Origin of the sequence: Lancefieldella parvula DSM 20469 (assembly GCF_000024225.1) — a bacterium.
In the GTDB taxonomy this organism is placed as follows: Bacteria; Actinomycetota; Coriobacteriia; order Coriobacteriales; family Atopobiaceae; genus Lancefieldella; species Lancefieldella parvula.
The window spans coordinates 589,789-613,519 of the sequence record NC_013203.1; the positions used below are offsets into that span (position 1 = coordinate 589,789).

Annotated in this window: 19 protein-coding genes, 2 tRNA genes and 1 riboswitch; of the genes, 18 read left to right on the plus strand and 3 right to left on the minus strand. The window is 47.5% G+C overall.

Features of this window, described 5'->3' with window-relative positions; genetic code table 11:
• Positions 1-122: 122 nt before the first annotated feature.
• Positions 123-401 (minus strand): type II toxin-antitoxin system RelB/DinJ family antitoxin, encoded by a 279-nt coding sequence (locus APAR_RS02630; RefSeq protein ID WP_012808600.1) that lies wholly within the window; start codon positions 399-401, stop codon positions 123-125.
• A 118-nt stretch (positions 402-519) separates the two neighbouring features.
• A complete protein-coding gene (locus APAR_RS02635; RefSeq protein WP_012808601.1) occupies positions 520-1,695 on the minus strand; it encodes an endonuclease/exonuclease/phosphatase family protein in 1,176 nt (391 codons plus the stop codon).
• 77 nt (positions 1,696-1,772) lie between these two features.
• Here APAR_RS02635 and APAR_RS02640 point away from each other — a divergent pair, with 77 nt between their 5' ends.
• The 13 genes from APAR_RS02640 to rplT all read left to right on the plus strand — a co-directional run bounded on the left by APAR_RS02640 (position 1,773) and on the right by rplT (position 16,313).
• Entirely contained in the window at positions 1,773-2,924 is a 1,152-nt protein-coding gene (locus APAR_RS02640) for a pyridoxal phosphate-dependent aminotransferase (RefSeq protein ID WP_012808602.1), read from the plus strand.
• Between the two features lie 32 nt (positions 2,925-2,956).
• A riboswitch (Lysine riboswitch) is annotated at positions 2,957-3,121 on the plus strand.
• A 31-nt stretch (positions 3,122-3,152) separates the two neighbouring features.
• Complete coding sequence (locus tag APAR_RS02645) at positions 3,153-4,457, plus strand: diaminopimelate decarboxylase family protein (RefSeq protein ID WP_012808603.1); 1,305 nt, start codon at positions 3,153-3,155, stop codon at positions 4,455-4,457.
• Between the two features lie 15 nt (positions 4,458-4,472).
• Positions 4,473-5,366: a 4-hydroxy-tetrahydrodipicolinate synthase gene (gene dapA / locus APAR_RS02650; RefSeq protein ID WP_012808604.1), complete on the plus strand. Its 894-nt coding sequence runs from the start codon at positions 4,473-4,475 to the stop codon at positions 5,364-5,366.
• A complete protein-coding gene (dapB, locus tag APAR_RS02655; protein ID WP_012808605.1) occupies positions 5,359-6,075 on the plus strand; it encodes a 4-hydroxy-tetrahydrodipicolinate reductase in 717 nt (238 codons plus the stop codon). Before dapA ends, dapB begins: the two co-directional genes overlap by 8 nt.
• Positions 6,076-6,129: 54 nt before the next feature.
• On the plus strand, positions 6,130-6,831 hold the full coding sequence (dapD, locus tag APAR_RS02660) for a 2,3,4,5-tetrahydropyridine-2,6-dicarboxylate N-acetyltransferase (RefSeq protein ID WP_012808606.1): 702 nt from the start codon (positions 6,130-6,132) through the stop codon (positions 6,829-6,831).
• Between the two features lie 10 nt (positions 6,832-6,841).
• Positions 6,842-8,059 carry a tRNA guanosine(34) transglycosylase Tgt gene (gene tgt / locus APAR_RS02665; protein WP_012808607.1) on the plus strand — a complete coding sequence of 406 codons (1,218 nt, stop codon included), beginning with the start codon at positions 6,842-6,844 and terminating at the stop codon, positions 8,057-8,059.
• A 194-nt stretch (positions 8,060-8,253) separates the two neighbouring features.
• Positions 8,254-11,616 carry a single-stranded-DNA-specific exonuclease RecJ gene (recJ, locus tag APAR_RS02670; protein ID WP_012808608.1) on the plus strand — a complete coding sequence of 1,121 codons (3,363 nt, stop codon included), beginning with the start codon at positions 8,254-8,256 and terminating at the stop codon, positions 11,614-11,616.
• The gene (locus APAR_RS02675) at positions 11,609-13,954 is read left to right on the plus strand and encodes a RelA/SpoT family protein (protein ID WP_012808609.1); all 2,346 of its coding nucleotides are present in this window, start codon (positions 11,609-11,611) and stop codon (positions 13,952-13,954) included. Before recJ ends, APAR_RS02675 begins: the two co-directional genes overlap by 8 nt.
• Positions 13,947-14,723 (plus strand): MBL fold metallo-hydrolase, encoded by a 777-nt coding sequence (locus tag APAR_RS02680; RefSeq protein ID WP_012808610.1) that lies wholly within the window; start codon positions 13,947-13,949, stop codon positions 14,721-14,723. The genes APAR_RS02675 and APAR_RS02680 overlap by 8 nt, the downstream gene beginning before the upstream one ends.
• 73 nt (positions 14,724-14,796) lie before the next feature.
• Positions 14,797-14,880 (plus strand) — tRNA-Leu (locus APAR_RS02685).
• A 200-nt stretch (positions 14,881-15,080) separates the two neighbouring features.
• On the plus strand, positions 15,081-15,710 hold the full coding sequence (gene infC, locus APAR_RS02690; protein WP_049754796.1) for a translation initiation factor IF-3: 630 nt from the start codon (positions 15,081-15,083) through the stop codon (positions 15,708-15,710).
• A 1-nt stretch (position 15,711) separates the two neighbouring features.
• The gene (gene rpmI, locus APAR_RS02695) at positions 15,712-15,912 is read left to right on the plus strand and encodes a 50S ribosomal protein L35 (protein WP_012808612.1); all 201 of its coding nucleotides are present in this window, start codon (positions 15,712-15,714) and stop codon (positions 15,910-15,912) included.
• Between the two features lie 41 nt (positions 15,913-15,953).
• A complete protein-coding gene (rplT, locus tag APAR_RS02700) occupies positions 15,954-16,313 on the plus strand; it encodes a 50S ribosomal protein L20 (RefSeq protein ID WP_012808613.1) in 360 nt (119 codons plus the stop codon).
• 573 nt (positions 16,314-16,886) lie between these two features.
• Here rplT and APAR_RS02705 read toward each other — a convergent pair.
• Entirely contained in the window at positions 16,887-18,089 is a 1,203-nt protein-coding gene (locus APAR_RS02705) for a glycosyltransferase family 4 protein (RefSeq protein ID WP_049754777.1), read from the minus strand.
• 431 nt (positions 18,090-18,520) lie between these two features.
• Between APAR_RS02705 and APAR_RS02710 the strand changes: the two genes are divergently transcribed.
• The 5 genes from APAR_RS02710 to argS all read left to right on the plus strand — a co-directional run bounded on the left by APAR_RS02710 (position 18,521) and on the right by argS (position 23,607).
• A tRNA-Ala gene (locus tag APAR_RS02710) sits at positions 18,521-18,596 on the plus strand.
• A 60-nt stretch (positions 18,597-18,656) separates the two neighbouring features.
• On the plus strand, positions 18,657-19,712 hold the full coding sequence (locus tag APAR_RS02715) for a radical SAM protein (RefSeq protein ID WP_049754778.1): 1,056 nt from the start codon (positions 18,657-18,659) through the stop codon (positions 19,710-19,712).
• A gap of 2 nt (positions 19,713-19,714) precedes the next feature.
• Positions 19,715-20,134 carry a hypothetical protein gene (locus tag APAR_RS02720; protein ID WP_012808616.1) on the plus strand — a complete coding sequence of 140 codons (420 nt, stop codon included), beginning with the start codon at positions 19,715-19,717 and terminating at the stop codon, positions 20,132-20,134.
• Positions 20,135-20,194: 60 nt separating this feature from the next.
• Entirely contained in the window at positions 20,195-21,691 is a 1,497-nt protein-coding gene (locus APAR_RS02725; RefSeq protein WP_012808617.1) for a nicotinate phosphoribosyltransferase, read from the plus strand.
• Between the two features lie 71 nt (positions 21,692-21,762).
• Positions 21,763-23,607 carry an arginine--tRNA ligase gene (argS, locus tag APAR_RS02730; RefSeq protein ID WP_012808618.1) on the plus strand — a complete coding sequence of 615 codons (1,845 nt, stop codon included), beginning with the start codon at positions 21,763-21,765 and terminating at the stop codon, positions 23,605-23,607.
• Positions 23,608-23,731: the final 124 nt, after the last annotated feature.

Here is a 23,731-nt window from a genome sequence, read left to right on the forward strand (position 1 = left end):
GGCTTACTTTATACCCAAAGTGTGACAGGAGTTCCATGTGGCTTTTGTTGTGGTTACAACAAAACAGAAATTATTCTTTAGTTTTAAAAGAGATCAGAATGAGAACCGGTTCTAAAAAGATTTCAAGCATCTAGGACCTCCGACATTGCGTCGGAGAACGAGGCGTAGTGCTTGTAATTTTCTGGGTGCTCTTTCATGTTTGAGTATTCATTAAGAGCCTCTATAGTTTGAGCATTGGGAATTTCTCGTTTAATTTCAAAAGGAATTCCCTGCTCACGAACAGTCTGACGAAGAAAAATGGTAATAGCAGTAGTAAGATCCATGCCTAAATCTCTGAGAAGCTCCTGAGCATTCTTTTTGAGCGTTGGATCCAAATTTATATTTGTGCTTACTTTTGCCATGATTACCCGCCTTTCTTGTAGTTTTGTTATACAAGATATAGGCAACAAAGTCAATTAATATGTGCGTATTATAGGTATAACACGCACATATTGTGGACATGTATTACTAACTTCTATTCTACTCTGCGCTCTTTAATGTGAAAGACAGTAGAACCGGGTTGTGATCAGAGTAGGCAAACTGCGTGTCAACATTTTTAGCGGTTGCAACAACGTTGTCCGAGACAATCCAGCCATCAACAGTGGTGGTGTATGTTTTGTCTTTCTCGTAAGGAATGTCATCTCCGCGGCAGGTAGGAACGTTGTTAAGGTTGTCTGGAGCCACAACAGTAAAGCCTTCTGGCAAATCAGATTTTTTGAGTTCCGCTACCCAGTCAGGTACTTGCTGGATGGAAGGATAAAGAGTAAGCGAGCCTAAAATTGCATGGTTCCAGTCGCCGCCCGCAATAACGTAATTACCCTTAGCGCGCTCTTCGGACATAACTTTGGTGAGAAGTGCAAGCTGCTGAGCTCGGCTGGTGCCACCTTTATCATAAGCAGACATGTGGCTGTTAATAAGTACCAGCTCATGACCATCACTTGTGGGGTAGCGTGTAATCATGAAGCAACGGTCTAGATCAAAGAATTTTGTTGGGAATGACTCGTCAATGGGATAGGTGCGACGAGTAGCGCTTGAAGCAAGTACGTTTGAAAGCGTAAGAATTCCCGAGTTAGAGGTTCCGTGGAATTCAGTGAGTGGATAGGCGAGAAACGCGGTGTGGAAGTTTTGAGCAAAATATGACGCATAAGAACTAAAGCGGTTCTCTGCTTCAGAAACCTGATTAACATGCCAGCTTCTATCAGATGAAGTATCAATTTCTTGGAAGAGAATAAAGTCAGGTGCAGCTCCACCATTGAGAGAAGAAACGGTGGTGAGAGCACCGTTTGTGGTGTATAGAACGGAGTTTCTGCTTACTGCGCGCCCGTGAGTTCCCACGGTACGTGTGCCATCCTGCATGATGCCTTCATCCATAAAGAAGGTGTAATCAGGTGTGTAAGCGCCAAAGCCAATGTTATAGGTTGAGGCTGTGTAAGTTTGGCCTACCTGCACCGTTGTAGCTTCAGGTGAGGCGCCTTGATTGGATATAGAGGTATTGTCAGGAATGCGGTAGTAAGTAAACTGCAGGTAGAGGACATACCCACCAAGAACTAGCAAAGCTAGAATAAATAGTCCGCCTACAAATTTAAAAAGGGGCGCAAGAACCCTTTTTAGTAGGCCAGTAATAAATTTAAGGCTAAGAGACAAAACTCTTTTCATGCAGACCTCATATCAGTTAAGTGTCGTATGATTTAAATGATAACTATTATGGATTGAAATTACGTTGAGGAGTTTGTATGTCGCTATTAAGAAATACAACACTAGAGCTTTTCAAACTCTCTGGCATTAGGCGTTTCTCGGCACTTGCTGCTGCAACACCGGGTTGTATTTCTTTAACCATTGGAGAGCCAGGAGAAGACACTCCATCCTCCATTTGCAATCAAGTAGACAAAGAGCTTGCGGCTGGAAACACTCACTACCCACCTAACATTGGTACTCCTGAGCTTAGAAGTGCGATTGCTGCTTGGGAGTCAGCTCGTGGAATGAAGGTCAGTCCAGACGGCATTGTGGTTACCGTGGGAGCAACAGAGGCTATTTCTGCTGCCATGTTGACGCTTATGAATCCAGATGATGAAGTTATCATCCCTGAACCAGCGTATTTGGTATATAGAACGCTTTGCCAGCTTAATCGTGGTGTTGTTGTGCCGCTTGATACCAGTGGTAATCATTTCCAGATTGATTCAGAGCAGCTTAAGTCAAAGATTTCCGAGAAGACAAAGCTCATGGTGCTGACTTCTCCAAATAATCCTACGGGATGTGTGTATACAAAAGAGTCGCTTGATGCGGTGGCAGAGCTTGCTCGCAAGCACGGCTTTTATGTTTTGTGCGATGACGTTTATAGAGAGCTTACGTACGTTCAGAATGTCCCTCGTTTTGCTGAGCTCTATCCAGATTTGGCTGATAGATGCATTGTGACAAATAGTTTCTCCAAACCATGGGCAATGACAGGTTGGAGACTTGGCTGGGTTGCCACCTCTGATGAGCTTGCGGCAGATATTGGAAAGGTCCACGCTCAGCTGGTCTCTTCCGTTCCTTCTTTTTTACAGCCAGCTGCTTTGTATGCACTTTCCTACGATGTCACGCCTATGCGCACAAATTATCAAAAGCGCAGGAAGATTGTTCTTTCTGCACTTGAAGACATGAAGCTTCCTGTTGAAGAGCCAGAAGGCGCCTTCTATGCATTTCCTTCAATCAAGGAATTTGCCATTGATTCTGAGGCGTTTTGTGAGCGAGCAATTAAAGAGTTTGGTGTTGCATTGGTGCCTGGTGTTTTCTTTGGCGCTGAGGGGTATGTGCGTATCAGTTATGCTGCTTCTGACAAGAATCTGACAGAAGGTCTTTCTCGCCTTAAGATTTTTGTTAATACTTTGCGAGAAGAACAAAACTAACTCAAATACAGAGCTTTCTGTGGTAGGGTTTTACTGTCAATAGAGGAGCGAGCACGATGGGTTCTGGGTTAGCCGGCAGGCAGTGACCCCAGAAGGAGGCGAGGTTCGCCGAACTTGGCAATCAGGCGTGGTTGTCAGGTGGGCTTGTATGAAATACATGCAAGACTGTCCGAGATTTCGGGGGTGCTACTTTGACGGTGTATTGCGCCCCCAATTTGAGGGGGAGCTTTGAGTAAGAAACCGTTTGTTTCTGCAGATGCCCTAGAGGTAATTACTAAGACGTATCCAACGCCATTTCACTTGTATAACAAGGCAGAGATTGTTCGCCGAGCAAAGCTTTTGCAAGAGGCTTTTAGTTGGAATACTGGCTTTAAAGAGTACTTTGCCGTGAAGGCCACGCCAAACCCTTACATTGTGAAGTTGCTGGCAGAGCTTGGTTGCGGCTGTGACTGCGCAAATGCTACAGAGCTTACCCTTGCAAAAGCCTGTGGAGTTACAGGTCAAAACATTATGCTCTCGTCAAACGACACTACGGTGCTTGACTTTGCACGCGCTCATGAGCTGGGAGCCATTATCAACTTAGATGCTGGCGGCGATATGCTTACAACGCTTGAAGATGCGGTGGGAAGTACTATGCCTCAGGTTATGTGCGCACGTCTTAATCCTGGCGGTGTGTTTGAGTCGCAAAACGGCATTATTGGAAATCCCGATGATGCTAAGTTTGGCATGACAGAAGAGCAGCTTTTCCAGACGTTTGCGTACCTTAAGACTAAAGGTGTTACTGAGTTTGGTCTTCATGCATTCCTGGCTAGTAATGCTCAAGAAGAAGATTACTATCCAAACCTTGCGCGCGTTCTCTTTGAGCTGGCTGTTAAGCTGCATAGAGAACTTGATATTCATATTGGATTTATTGATCTTTCTGGTGGCATTGGCGTGGCGTATGAGCCAAATCAGGTTGAGCCTGATGTCTTGGCCATTGGTCAGGGCGTAAAGTGTGCTTTTGAAGAGGTCTTGGTTCCCGCTGGCATGGGCGACGTTTCCATTTACACCGAGCTTGGTCGTTGGCTTTTGGGTCCCGCTGGCGCACTTGTTACCCGCGTTTTGCACCAAAAAGAGACATATCGTCACTACCTTGGCGTGGACGCTTGTGCGGCAAATCTCATGCGTCCTGCAATCTACGACGCCTACCACCACATCACCGTTATGGGCAAAGAGGATGCTCCTGCAACACATACGTACAACGTTGTGGGTGGACTTTGCGAGAATAACGATCAGTTTGCAAAGAATCGCCAGCTCCCAAAGGTGGCTGTGGGTGACCTCTTGTTTATCCACGATACCGGCGCACATGGTTTCTCGATGGGCTATAACTACAACGGTCGTCTTCGCTCCGCTGAGCTGCTGCTTCTAGAAGATGGATCTGTGCAACTCATTCGTCGCGCTGAGACAGAGGCTGATTACTTTGCAACGCTTGCATTTGACGGCTCAGACTTTTCAGATCTTGCACAACAAACATCTATAAACACCACACGTTAGAGGGCGAGAAAAACTATGGATATGAAGAACATAACTGGTGCAATTACCGCATTAGTAACCCCATTTGATGCTCAAGGAAATGTTGATTTTGAGGCACTTGAGCACTTTGTTGACTTCCAGATTGAACAGGGAATTGACGGTATTCTCGCTCTAGGCACTACCGGAGAGTCCTCAACCATGACAGACGAGGAGGACATCGAGGTAGTCAAGACAATTCTTGCACGAGCCCAGGGTAGAGTCCCTGTTATCGGTGGTGCTGGTTCCAACTCTTCTGCTGAGTCTTTGCGCAAAGCAGAAGCTCTTGAGAAGGCAGGTGTTGATGGTCTGCTACTGATTACTCCTTACTACAATAAGAGTAATGAAGAGGGCATCTACCAGCACTTCTCGTATGTACTAGACCGCGTTGATGTCCCTTGTATCTTGTATAATATCCCCGGTAGAACGGGCTGCTCAATTTCTGAACGCAACGTTCAGAGACTTGCAGCACATCCAAATGCATGGGGTATTAAAGAGGCTTCTGGAGACATTGCATATGCAACAAGGGTTGCTCGTTATTTGAGCGATGACTTTACTATGTGGTCAGGAAATGACGACATGATTGTGCCTTTGCTTTCTCTTGGTGCTTCCGGTGTTATTTCTGTTTGGTCTAACCTTGATCCAAAGATGGTTCATGACCTGGTAGCTGCGTGGCATCGCGGAGAGATTTCTCTTGCCCGTGAGCTGCAACTTCAGTATCTTGACCTGGTCCATGCACTTTTCTGCGAGGTTAATCCAATTCCTGTAAAAGCCGCGCTGGCTCGTATGGGACTTATGGAAGAGAATTATCGTCTGCCTCTGTGGAAGATGACGGAAGAGCACGCTGAGGTGCTTGAAAATGCTATGAGAAAGGCTGGTCTTCTTGATGCCTAGTGCAGTAGTTATTGGTACCGGCAAGATGGGAAAGCTCATTGAGCAAACCCTGATTGATCACGGCTTTGAAGTGCTTGGTGCTTTTGGTCACGAGAATATCAATCAGCTGAATACCGTTGTGCAGACGCCTGATGTGGTTGTGGATTTCTCTGGCGTTGCTGCCTTTGATGCTGTTGTCGGCTTTGTACGTGAGCGCGGGTGTGCGTTGGTTTCTGGCACCACGGGTTTCTCGCCAGAGCAACTTTCAGAGCTGAAGCAGCTGGGAGAGAGTGCGCCTGTGATCCACGCGGCAAACTATTCGGTGGGTGTTGCTGTGCTGAGGCGTGCGGTGACCATGGCTGCTGAAGCACTTAACGGCTGGGATACAGAAATTGTGGAGACGCACCACAACCAGAAGGTTGATGCTCCGTCCGGCACAGCAAAACTGCTTTTAGCTGCTATTGACCCAGAGGGAACTCGTCCCGTTGTTTCTGGTCGCGAGGGTTTCTGTGGAGCTCGCACTAAAGACGAGATTGGCGTGTTTGCACTGAGAGGCGGCACAGTGGCTGGCACTCATGAGGTGCACTTCTTTGGACAGGATGAGGAAGTGTGTCTGATGCATCGCGCAACATCTCGTCAGATTTTTGTGAACGGTGCCGTTGCTTGTGCTGAGAAATTGCTTACAAAAGCTCCAGGTTTTTATACCTTCGAAGATTTAATTTTTGGATAAAAGCATGCGCTGGCTTGTAAGAGTCGACGCCTGTTTGTTTAAGAAAGGACGCGCATGGACGCCCAGGAAATTATCAATTACATTGCCACTTCTGAGAAGAAAACTCCCGTTAAGCTGTATGTTAAAGAGCGTGAGGATGCTTCTGTGTCTTATGGATCTTCTCGCGTTTATGGCGAGGGCACTTCAAAGGTTGTCTTTGGCGACTGGTCTGAGCTCAAGAGCGTTGTTGAGCAAAACGCAGACGCATTTGAGTATTTTGACATCGAGAATGACCGTCGAAACTCCAGCGTTCCCCTGCTTAATATGAAAGATGTAAATGCTCGTATTGAACCAGGTGCGTTGATTCGTGAGCGTGTTGAGATTGGCGATAATGCTGTCATTATGATGGGTGCCGTTATTAACATCGGCGCTGTAATTGGCGAAGGCACCATGATTGACATGGGTGCTGTTCTAGGTGGTCGTGCAACTGTTGGTAAGAACTGTCACATTGGCGCTGGTACCGTTCTTGCGGGTGTTGTTGAGCCTGCTTCTGCTACTCCAGTTATTGTTGAGGATAACGTTCTAATTGGCGCAAACGCTGTGGTTATTGAGGGTATTCGTGTTGGAGAGGGTGCTGTTGTAGCAGCAGGCGCCGTGGTAGTTGAGGACGTTCCAGCAAACGCCGTGGTAGCAGGATGCCCTGCACGTGTGATAAAAATGAAGGATCAGAAAACAGAGGGCAAGACAGCACTGGTCGATGCTCTTCGTACGTTGTAATCGAGGTTTCATGCCAGACGGCTCCAAAAAAGCACAGGGTTTTACCACCAAAATTTCTTGCGTATATACAGAAAATTGGGCAGAGAAAAAAGAAGATTCTTGGTTTACTTACGAACTTCTCGCTGAAGATCCTAAGACGCATGCGCGCGCCGGTGTCTTCCACACACCTCATGGTGATATTCCAACGCCTATTTTTATGCCGGTAGGAACTAAGGCAACTGTTAAAGGTTTGATGACTGATACCGTCCGTGACCTTGGCGCTAAGATTATTCTGGCAAATACGTATCATCTGTCTCAGCGCCCGGGTGATGAGCTGGTGGCGCAGATGGGCGGCTTGCATGACTTTATGCAGTGGCATGGTCCTATCTTGACGGATTCTGGCGGATTCCAGGTCTTTAGTCACGAAGAGTTCATGAAGCTCTCTGATGAGGGCGTTAAATTTCGTGCAGTTGATTATGACGGCGCATGGTCGTATTGGACTCCAGAAACTAACATGCAGATTGCCCAGAACCTTGGTGCAGACATTGTTATGCAGCTAGATCAGTGCGTAGGTTATCCTGCAGAGCGTAAAAAAGTTGAGCGCGGTGTTGAGCTTTCAAGTGCATGGGCCGAGAGGTGCTTCAAGGCTCATACCCGTCCTGATCAGGCGCTCTTCGGTATCGTTCAAGGTGGCATGCATCTTGATTTGCGCAAGCGCTCAATTGAGCACCTTGAGTCTATTGGTGATTTCCCTGGTTATGGCATTGGTGGTTATTCTGTTGGTGAGCCTCATGAGCTTATGTTTGAGACACTAGCTCCACTGTGCGCAGATTACATGCCTCGCAATAAGCCCCGTTATCTGATGGGCGTTGGTAATCCGTCTACGCTTATTCGCGGCGTTGCTTGCGGCATTGATATGTTTGACTGCGTACTTCCAACGCGCACCGCCCGTATGGGTACCGCGTTTTCCCATGAGGGCCGTATGAACCTCAAGAACGCTAAGTACTTTGCTGATGCAGGTCCTATTGACGTTAAGTGCACCTGTCCTGTTTGTACGGGCGGTTATTCTCGTGCGTATATCAATCACCTGGTCAAACAGCATGAGATGTTAGGTGGACAGCTGCTCTCTATGCATAATATTTACTTCCTGCTTGAGCTAATGCGTCAGGCACGAGAAGCAATTCTCGCAGGTACTTATAGCGACTTTGTTGAGGAATGGGAAAATTCGGAAGGTGTGGTTGATTTTTAAGTTCTTCTGGCGAGAAACCCGTCCTCTTGATAGATTTTCGCAAGCAACATTGATTTAAATTTTTTATGACTAGCTCACTAATTTGCGAGCTAGTCATTTTTTGTCCGGTGACATGGGTAAAATGAAAGAGATAAACATTCGCGGGTACCCAAGGTGCCCCTGGCTGGCTCTGCCGCCACAGAAAAGAGGACATGATGCCCGGCATCGAGAAAAGCACTCGCTGGAGTGTTCTTACGCAAGACGTATATCTAGAGTCATTGTTTGAAAAAGAATTGCACGTTACCCCACTTGTTGCTCGTGTGTTGGTAGCACGTGGATTTACCGATGTAGCTGAAGCTCAAGAGTTTCTCTCACCATCCCTGCAAAGAGATTGGCTTGATCCACAGTGTATTCCAGGAATGGCTGAGGTTGCCAATCGTGTTCAAAAGGCCATTGTTGAACAGCAAAAGATTGCTGTTTTTGGTGACTTTGACGTTGATGGAATGAGTTCAACTTGTTTGCTCACCTTGGCTTTGCGCCGATTGGGTGCTGATGTTTTGCCGTATATTCCACATCGATTTGGTGAAGGATACGGACTTTCTAAAGAGGCTTTAGCAAGAGTTTTACTAGATAGAAAGCCTGATTTAATTATTACGGTAGACAATGGTATTGCTGCTGCTCAAGAGGTTGCATGGCTTTTGGAACAGGGGATTGATGTTGTTATTACCGATCACCATGAACCCGCAGATTTGGTGCCCCAGGGTGTCCCTGTAACTGATCCAAAACTTATTGAGGATTGTCCTTCCAGAGAGCTTGCTGGTGCAGGCGTTGCCCTTAAGCTAGTACAAGTTTTAGGGCAACTTCAAAATCAGCCTCAGCTTTGGCTTGATTACATTGATGTTGCCATGTTGGGCACGCTGTCTGACATGATGATGCTCAATAAAGAAAATCGTGCACTGGTCTCTGAAGGTGTTAAACGTCTACAGAAAGGCCTTCGTCCTGGTCTGGTGGCTCTTGCTGCTGTTGCCGGTCAAGATATTGCACAAATTTCTGCAGATAATCTGCCATTTTCTATTATTCCACGTCTTAACGCGGCAGGTCGTATGGGTACTACCGATATTGCCCTTGACCTTCTTCTCACAGAAGATGCAGAGGAGGCAACTATTCTGGCTGGCAAGCTGGAAGAGATTAATGCTGAACGTCGTGCTATTGAGGCAAAACTCACTGATGAAGCCCTTGAGCAGGCAAAAGAAATCTACGACGGTGGTCACGCTATTGTGCTTGCCAAAGAGGGTTGGCACGAGGGTGTAAAGGGTATTGTTGCTTCAAGAATTGTTAATCGCTATCACGTACCTTGCATTCTGTTTACCATCCAAGATGGCGTAGCTCGTGGTTCTGGACGCTCAGTTGGCTCCGTTGATTTATTCCATGCGGTAGAGCAGTGTGCAGATCTTACTGTTCGTTTTGGTGGTCACCAGGGTGCTGTTGGCGTAACGGTAGAAACATCAAAGATTGATGCATTTAGAAAGCGCTTATCTGAGGTTATGGCAGAGCTTCCAGAAGAAGAGTTTGAGTCTTCAGGAGAAGTAACTGCCTTGGTAAACCTTGACGAGATTACTATTAACTCTATTGATGCACTTGAGGCGCTGCAGCCTTTTGGTCAGGGTAACAAAAAACCGCTCTTTGGCGTTAAGGGCGTAGTGATGAAGAATCGTTCGCGCGTTGGCGCAGGCGGAGCTCATCTTTGTTTTATGGCTTCAAATGGCATCTCTTCAATTTCATCCATTATGTTCAGAACACCTCATGTAGAGGCGGCAGCTGAGTATGACGGTGCTGTTGATTTGATTTTTGAGGCAGTTAACGAGACTTGGCAAGGTAGAACCAAACCAAAACTCATGGTTAGAGACATTCTCTACAGAGACTTTACCGATGAAGATGATGGTCCCATTGAAGCGGACCTTCTCGGCAGTGCTGTTGACTTGCCACTTGTGGTTACCAAAGAGGCTACAGAGACTGAAGAAGCGTCTCAAGAACAGTCGCAACAAAAACGCCATGAGCTGGAGAGCCTGCCTTATGAGGAGCTCACTCAGACCCTGGTTACATCCATGATTGGTTCAAGAGAACTCTTGCCTCTACAAAAGAAAACATTAGAGGTTCTCTCTCAAGGAGAATCCTGTCTCTCTGTTATGGCAACAGGTAGAGGTAAATCACTCATTTTCCAAGTTTACGCTGCTTGTGTTGCACTTCTGCAACACAAGATGAGCGTATTTGTTTACCCACTGCGTGCCCTCATCAACGACCAGGTTCAAAGTATGAAGAATACCTTTGAGCCTCTGGGAATTTCTGTTGAGGTGCTTAACGGAGAAACAGACCTTACCAGTCGAGAAGACCTGTTTGCTCGCATGGCAAACAATGAGCTTGATATTGTGCTGACTACACCAGAGTTTTTCTCGCTCCATGCTGATCAGTTTGCTGCAGCGCATAACATTTCGTTTGTGGTGTTTGACGAGGCCCATCACGTGGGAATGAATGCTTCTGAGGGCAGACTCGCCTACGCACAGATGCCACAGGTACTTAAGATGCTTGGAAATCCTCAGGTACTTGCCACAACGGCTACGGCTACCACGCAGGTAGCCCAGCGTATCTGTGAACTTCTCTCTATTGATGCAGACCACGTATATAAAGACAAAACTGCTCGTACTAACCTTGAACTTAAGGATCTTCGTAGTGCAAAAGATAGAGAGTGTGCTCTACTTTCTCTTGTGTCTGATGGCACAAAGACGGTTGTCTACGTTAATTCAAGGGAGCAAGCGCAGGCTTTGACGCGCATGCTGCGTCATCGCATTCCAGAAATTGGTCATAAGGTTGCGTTTTATCATGCGGGTTTAACGCCTCAGATACGTAAGAACGTTGAACGTGCATTTAGACGCGGTGACGTTTGCTGCATTATTGCTACAAGTGCGTTTGGCGAGGGCGTTAATATCTCCGATATTCGCCAGGTCATTTTGTATCACCTGCCGTTTGGTCGTGTTGCATTTAATCAGATGAGTGGACGTGCAGGTAGAGATGGCAAGCCTTCTAAGATTTATATGCTTTTTGATGCACATGATATGCGCGTTAACGAGCGTATTCTTTCTTCTCGTGCGCCTCAGCGAGAGGCCCTTGTTGCAGTTTATCGTGCGCTTACTGCATTGCAACCAAAGCTTGTCGCACAGCCAACTAATCCCGCACTTACTGATGAAGATATTGCACAGATGGCGCTTGAAATTGATCCAAGATCTAAGGCCGATGAACAAATCGTTCGTGTTGCACTTGACGTTTTTGTTGAGCTAGGGTTTATTAGCATTGAGGGATTTGATCAAACACGAGTAATTTCCGTCAATAGTCAAGCTTCGCACATGGACTTGTTGGAGTCTGCTCGCTACGCTGAAGGACTTAAAGCGCACACTGAGTTTGAATCATTTGCTCAGTGGGTCTTTTCTGCTTCACTAGATGAGCTGGCAGATGCTATAACAAAACCCATCGTTCCAGAGATTGGTCCAATATTTGATGGGGGGAGGGAGTCCTCTAATGAGTGACGAGAGGACCAAAAAAGAGGTTAAGGCACCAGGAGCAGATAATTACCGTCTGCTTGAGGGCGCCGTGCGCTCATATTTGCCTGAGGAGGCTCAGACTAAGATTGCTGCTGCGTATACCTTTGCCGCTGACTACCACAAAGACCAGCGCCGCCGTTCCGGCGAGCCCTATATCAACCATCCAGTTGAAGTAGCTCTTATTCTTGCACACGATCTTCACATGGACGAGGACACCATCTGCGCTGCTCTTATGCATGATACCGTAGAAGATACATCTGCCTCACTCGATGAAATTTCTTCTCGCTTTGGTAAGTCAGTTGCTGAGCTTGTTGACGGCGTTACCAAGCTTACGTCTATTGAGGTTAGCTCAATGGACGAGAAGCAAGCACTTAACTTGCGCAAAATGTTTCTTGCTATGTCAAAGGACATCCGTGTTGTTATTATCAAGCTTGCTGACCGTCTTCATAATATGCGTACGCTTGCGGCACTTCCACCGGATCGTCGCCTGTTTAAGGCGCGAGAAACCATGGATGTGTATGCACCACTTGCTGATCGCCTAGGTATCTCTTCGGTTAAGTGGGAGCTTGAAGACTTGTCCTTCTTTTGGCTTGAGCCAGAGGAATACCAGCGTGTTGCTCGTATGGTCTCTGACTCTCGTGCGCAAAGAGAGAATGATCTCAACAACGCTAAGAAGACTTTGACTGACGAGCTCAACGCTGCAGGAATTACTGACTTTCAGATTACGGGTCGTCCTAAGCACCTGTGGTCCATCTACCAAAAGATGGTCCGTAAGGGCAGGGAGTTCTCCAACATCTACGATCTTATCGCCCTGCGCGTTATTACCAAGAACGTAGGCGATTGTTACTCAGCGCTTGGTGCTATCCATGCACTTTGGCATCCAATGCCTGGTCGTTTTAAGGACTACATTGCAACGCCTAAGGCAAACCTTTATCAGTCTCTACATACAACGGTCATTGGCCCTGATGGTCGTCCTATTGAGATTCAGATTAGAACAGCTGAGATGCATGAAGCATCTGAGTACGGTATTGCTGCCCACTGGCTCTACAAGGAAGAGGGCAATTCAAAGGGCAAGATGTCCTCTGAGGATAAGCTTATTGACTCTACTATCAACTGGATTCGTCGCAGTCTTGACTGGGCTGTCGAAGACGATATTGATGATCCTCATGAGTTCTTGGACAACCTGCGTGTAGACCTCTTTGAGCATGAGATTTTTGTCTTTACTCCAAAGGGTGAGGTCATGAGCTTGCGTGTTAACTCGACACCTTTAGACTTTGCCTATGCCGTTCACACTGAGGTAGGTAATCACTGCGTTGGCGCGCGTGTTAACGGCTCCGTTGTTCCGCTGACGCATACGCTTCAGATGGGCGATCGCATTGAGATCTTAACTAACAAGAACGCCCGTCCTTCTCGCGACTGGATGACGCTGGTAAAGACTCCGTCTGCTCGTGCAAAGATTCGTAAGTATTTCTCGCAAGAGAACAAGTCTGATGATGCAGAGCGCGGTCGTTCTGAACTTGCAAAAGAGTTGCGTAAGCATGGCTATGGTATCAGCGCCACGCGCACCATTAAGGCGCTTGATCAGCTCATTGAACAGTTTGATTATCGCAGCGTAGATGACCTGTTTGCGGGTATTGGTGCGGGTAATCAATCTGTCAAACAGGTTGTTAATCGTGTGAGCGAGATTTTGGAAGAGAAGAATCCTGAGATAGTTACTGAGCAAGAGCGCAACGCAGCACGCCTTCAGGAGAAGAACAAGGCCATTGCAAACGATCAGCCCTTGGTTCGCTCGTACGTTATTTCTCGTACTGCTAAGGGAAGTCGTCCTAAGAAGTCTAACTGCGGCGTTGTGGTAAACGGCGATCCAGATTTACTTGTTCATCTTGCACATTGCTGCAATCCTGTTGCAGGAGACGATATTGTGGGCTTTATCACACGTGGCCGCGGTGTTTCAGTTCACCGTGCCAACTGCCCTAATGTTAAAGACCTGTCCAACGATCCAAAACGTATCATTCCTGTTTCTTGGGATGCGAGCGGCGCTACTGAATTTAGAGTTGAGATTGTCGTTGAGGCAACAGACCGCATGGGTCTTCTTAAAGACGTTACGGTTGCTTTGTCTGATGCTGGCGCAAATATTCTTTCTGCTGCTACACAAGTTGGCGAGCAGGGCGTGGTGCGTATGCGTTTTCTTGTTTCAATCTCCGATACTAGCTTACTTGACACCTTATTTGCATTTGTGACTCGCGTGCCTTCTGTCTACGACGCTCGTCGTATTATGCCAGGTGAAGGCGCTAATCAGATGAGAAGGAGACTTTATGGCTAATCAGAACGAAGGCTGCTCTTGCGGTCATAACCACGAGGAAGAGCATGGCAGACACGGCGGTTGCTGTGGTCATCATGGCGAGCACGGCCATGGTGAGCATGGACACGAAGGCTGCTGCGGTCATCACGGTCACGGCGGATGTCATCACGCAAAAGACCAGATTGGTATTTTTAAGGTAGGCCCTCTTGAAACTAACTGCTACATCTATGTTTCTGGCAATGAGTGCATGATTATAGACCCCGGTGCATCGGGCGCAGAGATTGCTGCACAGTTATTAAATCTTGAACTTAAGTATATTGTCGCCACTCACGGTCATGCAGACCATGTTGGCGGCGTTAAGGCTTTGAAGCTTGCAGTTTCAAGTGCTCAATATCTGATTAACGAGGCAGACAATGAGCTTGCACAGAGGGCTCACAACTCAAACGACATTTATGATGATGCTCCAGAGCCAGATGGTATTCTCCATGAGGGAGATGTTCTTTCCGTTGGAACAGCACAGTTCAAGATTATGGAAACTCCTGGTCATACTCCTGGTGGCATTATTTTGGTGGGAGAGGGAACAGCTTCCGGCGCCGTTTTTGTAGGTGACACACTCTTCCAGGGTTCTGCTGGAAGAACAGATCTCCCAGGCGGCGATTTTGACACGCTCAAAGTATCTTTAAATCGCATTAAGACAGAGCTTGATCCAACCTCTATCATTTTATCAGGGCACGGAAATCAAACGTCTTTAGAGGCAGAGCTTGCAACCAATCCGTTCTTGCAGGATTAAATTAGCTACAACTTTGATGATTTAGCAAGACAGATTTGCATAGGTGCGGTATAGTACCTATGCAAACTTTTTTGCCCGAGTGGCGGAATGGCAGACGCGGAGGTCTCAAAAACCTTTGAGGAAACTCGTGTGGGTTCAAGTCCCACCTCGGGCACCAGTTAAAAGTTTAAGCTAGATGTGAATTTCTCGTCATATCTAACTTGGCACTTGTAATGTTTTCTCGTTGGAGGTAACCTTACAAGGTATTTTTGAAGTGGGATTGAACGTGAGTCCCCACCTACACAGCGCAAAAGCAGCTGTCTGGTCAGACAATTTAATTATCGCACGCTATATGTGCGTATTGTCTCCCAGTTGCTTATGCACTGGGTTTTTTATTGGCGGACAAGCAATTGTCCAAGAGGGAAGGTGTACAAGATAGCCAAGAACGATGGTCCTCGCATTAATGAGGAAATCACTGCTCGCACGTGCCGTCTTATTGACGCTGATGGTAGTCAGCTTGGTCTTTTTGGCGTCAATGATGCAATGAAGAGAGCTCGTGAGCATGGTCTTGATCTCGTAGAGATTGCTCCAAATGCCGAGCCTCCTGTATGCAAGATTCTTGATTACAGTAAGTTCAAGTATGAGCAGGCTCGCAAAGCCAAGGCAGCTCGTAAGAACCAGGTCAAGATTGAAGTCAAAGAGATGAAGTTCCGCCCAAAGATTGATGTGGGCGATTACGAGACCAAGAAGGGTCACGTGCTTCGTTTTCTTAAGAAGGGAGCACGCGTCAAGATTACCATCATGTTCCGTGGACGCGAGATGGCTCACCCAGAGCAGGGTCGTATTGTACTTGATCGCCTTGCTGAAGATTTGAAGCCTTATGCCACAATTGAGCAAAAACCGCTCATTGAAGGCCGTAACATGCACATGCTCGTTGCTCCAATCAAGGGAGCGTTTGACGAGAAGCCCGAGGGTGCTGAGGATAGCACCACACAGGAGGAGAAGTAGTATGCCTAAGATGAAGACGCACAAGGGTTCGGCTAAGCGTTTCCGCCGCACCGGTACTGGCAAGATTATGCGTGCTAAGGCTTTTAAGAGCCACATTCTTACTAAGAAGTCTCAGAAGCGTATCCGCGGCTTCCGTAAAGAAGCTGTTCTTTCCGCTGGCGATGCAGCAGTAGTTTCTCAGCGTATGGGCGCTAAGAATTAAGCGCGCCACCCACCAGATCAAATAACAAGGAGTGATTAGATATGGCAAGAGTTAAGCGCGCAGTTGCTGGCCGCAAGAAGCGTCAGACGCTCGTCGAGCGCACAAAGGGTTATTACGGAACTTCTTCTCGTACTTTCCGTGGTATGAAGGAGCAGTCACAGCATTCTGGTCAGTATGCTTACCGCGACCGTCGCAACAAGAAGCGTGATTTCCGCGCACTATGGATTCAGCGTATCAACGCTGCAGCACGCATCAATGACCTTTCTTACAGCAAGTTTATGCACGGCCTTAAGCTTGCTGGCGTCGAGCTTGATCGCAAGGTTCTCGCAGAGATTGCTTACTCTGACGAGCAGGGCTTTGCAGATCTTGCAGAGATTGCTAAGAAGGCACTTGCTGAGTAGTTTCAGTATACGCTGAGCGATTTCATCGCAGTTTTACTTTGGACTGCGTATCTCGTGCATATGAACCCCGTACATCTTGCATGTACGGGGTTTTCTTTTGGCAAGAAACCCGGATGGAATGCGTCGCGCGGTTGATCTTCCGGCGTGCTTGCTAGCGTCCACCCGGCTCCCGACGGACCCCGGTCTGGCCCTGGTGAGCCTGATTTTTCTCGCCATGTCTAAGTAAATTTACTCAGATGTGACGCACGTTTCAAGCTCAGAAAATATGTTTCAGCTAAGGTCGGTTGCTTTAGCTACTACGCGCCTGATTTCATTAAAGAATCGGTAGATTTTGCCTAATAACATCAAAGAATCTGTGGATTTGCCTGATTTTGTTAGAGAATCGGTGTCTCAAATACAGAATCTTTGCACTTTTCAGGCGCACTTAGCGAGAGAAGCGCGCTGGAGTCTGCGCACTTGGCGAGAAGAACGCGTTACTGCAAGGTATCTGCCGAGAAATCCATGCAGCTGTATCTGTGTGGCGAGGACCGTAGGTCGCACAGAAAGCTGATTTTGAGCAGCTAGTTGCCCTAGTTATTCGTTCTTGTAATCTCCATGGATGAGCTCTTCGAAATGCTCGTGCTCTTCTTCGTGGAACTGTTTAATTTCTTTATCGAAGTCCGGGTCTTTTGGATCAATGAGCTCGTCTTCGCCAGTCTTTGGGTCAGTGTGGTGCAGCAAAACGGGCTCAAATAAATGTAGATATTTTGCAAAGAGCGCAGACATGGTAAGCAGTAGAACAAAAATTGCAATACGAGGTATCGTGTTGACCTGCGTCATAATGAGCGAGCCAACGCACAAGAGGGAAGTCCAGCCATACATCAAAAGAACTGCTTGGCGCTGGTTGTATCCGTGCGCCATCAGGCGATGATGGATGTGTCCGCGGTCGGCGGTGGCAAAACTGACGTGTGCGCGTGTACGGCGGACGATTGCCGAGAAGGTATCAATGATTGGAATACCTGCAACGACGAGAGGAACAATGATGGTTGTGAGTCCTGCCCAGCGGGTGACGGACAAAAGCGAAATTGTTCCTAAAGCAAATCCTAAGGTCAGGGAACCAGAATCGCCCATGAAGATAGTTGCAGGGTACGAGTTATGAACCAAAAATCCTAGCGTAGTGCCTGCGATCGCTGCACTTAAAAGTGCAGCATCAAATCGTCCTGCCCAAATAGAAAGTACAAACATTGTGGTAGAGGCAATGCAAGTAATTCCTGAAGAAAGTCCATCAAGACCATCGATAAGATTAATGATATTAGCGTAAGCAACCAAGTAGATGACAGTTGCTGGATAGGCAAGCCAGCCAAGATCTACAAAGCCATACGCGGTAAATGGATCAACGACATTACCGATAATCAGACCGTCTGCTGCTGCAATGCTTGCGGCAATAAACTGACCAGCAAGTTTTTGGATAGGCTTGAGAGAAAAAATGTCGTCAAGTAAGCCGGTTAAGAAAATGACAACAAACGCAGCACCAACAATCCAGAAGTTGACGTTGAGATAGTAGTGGGAAGAGAAGGTAATCTCGGCATGTCCAAGAATTGCTTCAACGCCATAACGTACCAGCATAGCAACGGCTAGTCCAAAGAAAATGGCTACGCCACCCATGCGAGGGACAGGTTTTTTATTAACTCGACGTGCAGAGGGTTTATCGACAACTCCAAGTTTCCAGGCCAGCTGACGAACGGCAGGGGTAATCAGCGCTGAACCAAGACCAGCTGAGAGGAAAACACAAAACATGGTTACCCAGAGGTTCAAGCCGTATACCCTCCAATAAAACAGTATTTAACTGCTAAAATCCATACCGTTTAATTGTGCTGCTCATTAAAAAACAAGTCAAGACTTTAATCTTTTTATAATTTCTTTATAGTAAGAATTGTCCTTTCCCGCAGTCTAAACTGGGTGAACCGACAAGTTTTTTCAGGGAGCCTAATCTCGTGTTCAGTACAGGCATCCTTCGTTGTTAAGGAAGCTGGAACGCCCGAGTGCGGCACCCACCTTATGAAGGTGGGTTCATAGATGACTGCGGGGGAGGATATTTTCTGCTGCAAGGTTCTGTAGAAGAGTCACAGAAGAGCCGCGGAGGGTCAGCAGAAGGCTGCAGGTCGTCTCGTTTCACCCGCATAATCATTGACATACCTGCCCCTGATTGCCACAATAAGTACCGCAACGGGGATATAGCTCAGTTGGGAGAGCGCTGCCTTCGCAAGGCAGAGGCCGAGGGTTCGAATCCCTTTATCTCCACCATGACTTTGACGCGCGCAGAGATCCTGCGCGTTTTTTATACGTACATCTGCTTGGGCAGATATGACGGGAGGCGAGAAACCCTTGGGTAGTGCACCATCACCTAATGCCCTTACGTTTTCTGCCTACGACGTCTGTGAATTGTGTCCAAGGCGTTGCCGCGCTCAAAGAAACGCTGGCAAAGCAGGTCTTTGTGGGGCTTCAAACACCATTCGTGTAGCTCGTTCTGCACTTCACTTCTGGGAGGAGCCTCCCATCTCGGGCGAGGCTGGATCAGGTGCTATTTTTTTCACAGGCTGTCCACTTAGATGTGTATTTTGCCAGAACCATCAGATCTCGCAGGAGGGCTTTGGCAAGCCAGTTACAACCGAGCGCCTTGCTCAGATGATGCTTGAACTACAAGCTCAAGGTGCACTCAACATTAACCTTGTAACCCCACTGCACTTCTCGCCACATATTATTGAAGCGGTAACGCTAGCAAAAGAGGCGGGTCTTACGCTCCCGGTTGTGTGCAATACCTCGGGATATGAGTTGCCAGAGGTGGTTCAGAAAGTTTCGAGCGTCATTGACATTTGGCTGACGGACGTTAAGTATGCAGATCCCAAGCTGGCAAAAGAGCTCTCGTATGCAGCGGATTATCCAGAGATGTCCATGGCTGCACTTGAGGTTATGTACAATTCGGTTATGAGTCGTGGTGGCCGCAAGTTTGACGATGACGGTCGCATGCTACAGGGTATTATCGTGCGTCACTTGGTCATGCCCACGCACGCGGATGATTCCTGCGAGGTGCTTAACCGCGTTTGGAATCTTTGTCATAATGATGTAGACGTATCAATCATGAATCAGTACACACCTAACGAGCGCATGCGTGCGACTGGCGGACCGCTTTCTAAAACGCTTTCTGACGAGGAGTACGAGTTGGTGCTCTGTCATGCGGATGATTTGGGCTTTGAAAACCTGTGGTGGCAGGAGGGCGGAACCGTCTCTGAGAGTTTTGTTCCAGCCTTTGATGCAACGGGAGTTGAAGGTCCTGCGCTCAAGCCTCGTGCTGCTTACGGTAGCAATGCTGACGACGGCTACATTGCTACAAGCATCTCCAATACACAAACTGAGGAGTAACCATGTCTGTCGAGAAACCCGAAGAGCTCAAAACTACCCCAGTGCTACAGACAGCCGCTCTAACGGACGCAGAGCGCGCTGAGCTTGAGGCGTTGCGTGCAGAGAAGGAACGCAGGGAGCTCGAGGCATTGCGTGCCGAGAAGACCCGTACAACTCAAGTAAAAACTGCAGCTCAAGTAGAGGCGCCTGCCGTTGCCGAAGATGCTCAGCTTCGAGCGGCTCAGCAGCGTGCTGCACACCAAGCAGCTCAGCAGGAAGCTGAGCAAATTCGTCGCATTCAGGAGCAACGCGCAAAAGGCCGCGCTCTCATGGAGCCAGATGAGGACGATGAAGATATTAAGATGCCTCTGGGGCAAAAAATTGTTATTGGAACTGTGGTAATTCTCGCAGTTATTTTTGTTGTAAGCCAATTTATTTTGTAGGACTGCTACTCTAGATATATCGTCTCACTGTCAGTTTTTGACCAATCGAAAAGAGCAAACATGTCACTCACTGATCGTACCAAGCCTTCGGATGTAAGTCTTAATACAGATTTGTATGAGCTCACGATGGCTCAGGGTTATTGGGAAGCCGGTCTTGTTGATACTGAAGCATGCTTTACCGCATTCTTCCGCGAGAATCCCTTTAATGGTGGATTTGCTATTTCCTGTGGTACCGGTCAGATTGCTGATTTAGTTGAGAACTTTATCTTTGAAGATGATGATATCGACTATCTAGCAAGCATTAACTCTCCTGGTGGTGGCCGTCTTTTTAAGCCAGCGTTTCTCGAGTTTTTGCGTAATCACAAGCTTAATGTAACCATTGATGCAATCCCAGAAGGAGAGCTTGTATTCCCACGTGAGCCTATGGTTCGAGTTGAAGGCTCTATTGTTGACTGTCAGCTCATCGAGACTGCTCTGCTTAACTTGGTTAACTTCCAAACGCTGGCTGCAACTAAGTGTGCTCGCGTTATCAAGGCAGCTCAGGGCAATCCTGTTTCTGACTTCGGTCTGCGCCGAGCACAGGGTCCAGATGGTGGATTGGCGGTTGCTCGCGCCTCTTATATTGCAGGTGCTTCAAGCACTTCAAATGTCCTTGCTGGCAAAATCTACAGCATTCCTGTCTTTGGTACCCACGCACACTCTTGGGTTATGTCCTTTGATACTGAGCTTGATGCATTTAGGGCATTTGCAAAATCCAGCCCAACCAACTGCTCACTTCTGCTTGACACCTACGATGTTCATGAGGGCATTAAGAACGCTATCATTGTGGCAAAAGAGATGGAAGAGCGTGGCGAGCGTTTAAGTGCCATTCGCATTGACTCTGGAGATTTGGCACGTCTTTCCAAGGAAGCGCGCAAGGCGTTTGATGAAGCTGGTCTTCCATACATAAAGATTTCTGTTTCAAATGATCTTGACGAGTACACTATTCAGTCGCTCTTTGCTCAAGGCGCACCTATAGATGCTTTTGGTGTAGGTACTAAGCTTGCTACCTGCGATCCTCAGCCTTCTCTTGGTGGTGTCTATAAGCTGACCGCTCGTCGTCAGTCTGCAAATGAGCCTTGGACTCCTGTTATCAAGCTGTCTGAGATGGCATACAAGCGCACCGTTCCTGGCATTCAACACATCCGTCGTTTTTATGATGCAAACGGCTGCCCTGCGGGTGATATGATTTTTGATCCAGATTACCTGGTCACCAAGAATCCAGAATCTAAGGCAACTGTTGTAGATATCATTGATCCATACTCAACTCACAAACTTGAGGGAACTTCTCGCGAATTGATGATTCGACTGGTAGAAGATGGCAAGCGCGTAGGGGAGAGCGAGTCCATTGAGGTTGCTCGCGATCGTTGTCATGCGGCGCTCATGCGTCTGGACGCGGCGTATACACGCTTCCTAAACCCTCAAATTTATCCTGTGGGTCTTGAGCGTGGTTTGGCTCATTTGCGTCACGAACTTGCTGCTCAACATCAGGTAAAATCTTCCGAGGAAACTGAGTAGCGTCTCTTAGGAACTACACAACTTCACTACGTAATTGCGCTGCACATGTGCACTGAATTTAAAGGAGAACAATGCGCGAGAAGATCGAGGAACTTGTACGTCAAGCCTTGGCGGAAGCCCAGGCTGCGGGTGAGTTACCTGAATTCCAGATTGATGACGTGGGACTGGAGCGCCCACAGGATTCATCAAATGGCGATTGGTCTTCTACAGTTGCAATGCGTTCTGCAAAGTTGGCACACAAGGCTCCTCGTGATATTGCTGCAGCTCTTGTAGCTCATATTGTCAAGGATGCTCAGATTGAGCGCGTTGAGGTTGCGGGTCCTGGTTTTGTAAACTTCTACCTGTCTACTGCTGCAGGCAATGAGATTTTTAACACCGTACGTAAGCAGGGCGCAGACTTTGGACGCTCTTCTTTTGGCTCTGGTCAGAAAGTTCAGGTTGAGTACGTTTCTGCAAACCCTGTTGGACCTCTCCATATTGGTCATGGTCGTTGGGCGGCACTCGGAGATTCTCTGAGCCGCATTCTTGCGTTTGCGGGTTATGAGGTTGAGCGCGAGTACTACGTAAACGATCACGGCTCTCAGATGGACGTATTTGGCCACTCTATCTCTAAGCGCTACCTGCAGCTTATTGACATTATGCAGAAGCGCGGCATTGACGCCGATACAGCTGCACAGGTGCTTGCTGAAGACCGCAATGCTTACGTTGCAGATGAAGATGATGCTCATCCAGAGGAGCATCCGTTTACTGACGAGTTTATTAACTCTCTTGGCGGTAATGCATACGCTGGAGATTATATTGTTGACCTGGGACTTTTCTTCCTCAAAAATGATGGAGAGCTCTGGGCAAATAAGTCTGAAGACGAGCGTATGGTTGAGTTCCGCGAGCGCGGCTACAAGATGATGCTTGAATCCATTAAAAAAACCTGCCATAACGCTCGTGCTGATTTTGACGTTTGGTTCTCCGAGCGTTCTCTGTACGTTAAGGATAGCCAGGGTAAAGATGCTGTTGATCGTGCACTTGATGCTCTTGATAAGCTTGGCTACCTCTATCGTTCTGACGAGGGCGCACTGTTCTTCCGTTCTACTGATTTTGGTGACGATAAAGACCGCGTACTTATTAAGACAAACGGCGAGTATACCTATTTTGCTTCTGATGTTGCGTACCACTGGAATAAGTTCCAGCGCGTAGATCACGTTATTGATATTTGGGGAGCAGATCATCACGGATATATTCAACGTGTTCGCTCTGCTGCGACTGCGCTTGGTTACCCAACCCAGTTTGAGGTTTTGCTTGGTCAGCTGGTTAACCTCCTGAGAAACGGTGTTGCTGTTAGAATGTCTAAGCGCAAGGGAACTGGTATCCACTTTGACGAGCTTCTCGCTGAGGTTGGTGTTGATGCAACGCGCTACACTCTTGTTTCAAAGTCTTCCAACCAGATGATTGACTTTGATATTGAGCAAGTAAAGCGTCAGGACAGTTCTAATCCTGTGTATTACGTTCAGTATGCTCACGCTCGTATTTGTTCTATTTTGCGCCGCGCTGCTGGCATTGACCTTGAAGAAGCAAAGACGCTTGGCATGGATGCTGTTGCAAGTAAGGCTATTGGCTCTGTAGTTGATCTTGGACTTCTTTCTGATGCAGCCGAGCAAGCACTTGCCCGTAAGCTTTTTGAGTTTCCAGGACTTATTGAGAGCTGTGCTCGTGATAGGGCGCCATTCCGCATTACGCACTATATTGAAGAACTTGCTGGTCAGTTCCATGCGTTTTATACAGTTTGCCAGGTACTTCCTTCTGAAGGACGTCCATTAGACACAGAGCTTTCTAAGGCTCGTCTTGCGGCTTGTGACGCAACTCGTCGCGTGCTTGCAATTGCCCTCAACTTAATTGGTGTTTCTGCTCCTGAGGTAATGTAAATTGTTATCTAACTATGTTGTTTTGTCATGATACCGTGCAAGTATTGAATACCTGCACGGTATCTTTAGTGAATTTCTCCAGATAATTTACACATTTTTTCGTTGTGTAAAAAATTTTTTAATG

Excerpts from the sequence above, each read along its gene's own strand:
- APAR_RS02705 (WP_049754777.1), bottom strand. The coding sequence starts at position 18,089 with ATGTTTTGTGTTTTCCTCTCAGCTGGTCTTGGTTCAGCGCTGATTACC.
- APAR_RS02715 (WP_049754778.1), top strand. The coding sequence starts at position 18,657 with ATGACGGGAGGCGAGAAACCCTTGGGTAGTGCACCATCACCTAATGCC.
- argS (WP_012808618.1), top strand. The coding sequence starts at position 21,763 with ATGCGCGAGAAGATCGAGGAACTTGTACGTCAAGCCTTGGCGGAAGCC.
- APAR_RS02675 (WP_012808609.1), top strand. The coding sequence starts at position 11,609 with ATGAGTGACGAGAGGACCAAAAAAGAGGTTAAGGCACCAGGAGCAGAT.
- APAR_RS02725 (WP_012808617.1), top strand. The coding sequence starts at position 20,195 with ATGTCACTCACTGATCGTACCAAGCCTTCGGATGTAAGTCTTAATACA.
- infC (WP_049754796.1), top strand. The coding sequence starts at position 15,081 with ATGCACTGGGTTTTTTATTGGCGGACAAGCAATTGTCCAAGAGGGAAG.
- recJ (WP_012808608.1), top strand. The coding sequence starts at position 8,254 with ATGCCCGGCATCGAGAAAAGCACTCGCTGGAGTGTTCTTACGCAAGAC.
- APAR_RS02635 (WP_012808601.1), bottom strand. The coding sequence starts at position 1,695 with ATGAAAAGAGTTTTGTCTCTTAGCCTTAAATTTATTACTGGCCTACTA.
- tgt (WP_012808607.1), top strand. The coding sequence starts at position 6,842 with ATGCCAGACGGCTCCAAAAAAGCACAGGGTTTTACCACCAAAATTTCT.
- APAR_RS02680 (WP_012808610.1), top strand. The coding sequence starts at position 13,947 with ATGGCTAATCAGAACGAAGGCTGCTCTTGCGGTCATAACCACGAGGAA.
- dapB (WP_012808605.1), top strand. The coding sequence starts at position 5,359 with ATGCCTAGTGCAGTAGTTATTGGTACCGGCAAGATGGGAAAGCTCATT.
- APAR_RS02630 (WP_012808600.1), bottom strand. The coding sequence starts at position 401 with ATGGCAAAAGTAAGCACAAATATAAATTTGGATCCAACGCTCAAAAAG.
- APAR_RS02640 (WP_012808602.1), top strand. The coding sequence starts at position 1,773 with ATGTCGCTATTAAGAAATACAACACTAGAGCTTTTCAAACTCTCTGGC.
- rplT (WP_012808613.1), top strand. The coding sequence starts at position 15,954 with ATGGCAAGAGTTAAGCGCGCAGTTGCTGGCCGCAAGAAGCGTCAGACG.
- rpmI (WP_012808612.1), top strand. The coding sequence starts at position 15,712 with ATGCCTAAGATGAAGACGCACAAGGGTTCGGCTAAGCGTTTCCGCCGC.
- dapA (WP_012808604.1), top strand. The coding sequence starts at position 4,473 with ATGGATATGAAGAACATAACTGGTGCAATTACCGCATTAGTAACCCCA.
- dapD (WP_012808606.1), top strand. The coding sequence starts at position 6,130 with ATGGACGCCCAGGAAATTATCAATTACATTGCCACTTCTGAGAAGAAA.
- APAR_RS02720 (WP_012808616.1), top strand. The coding sequence starts at position 19,715 with ATGTCTGTCGAGAAACCCGAAGAGCTCAAAACTACCCCAGTGCTACAG.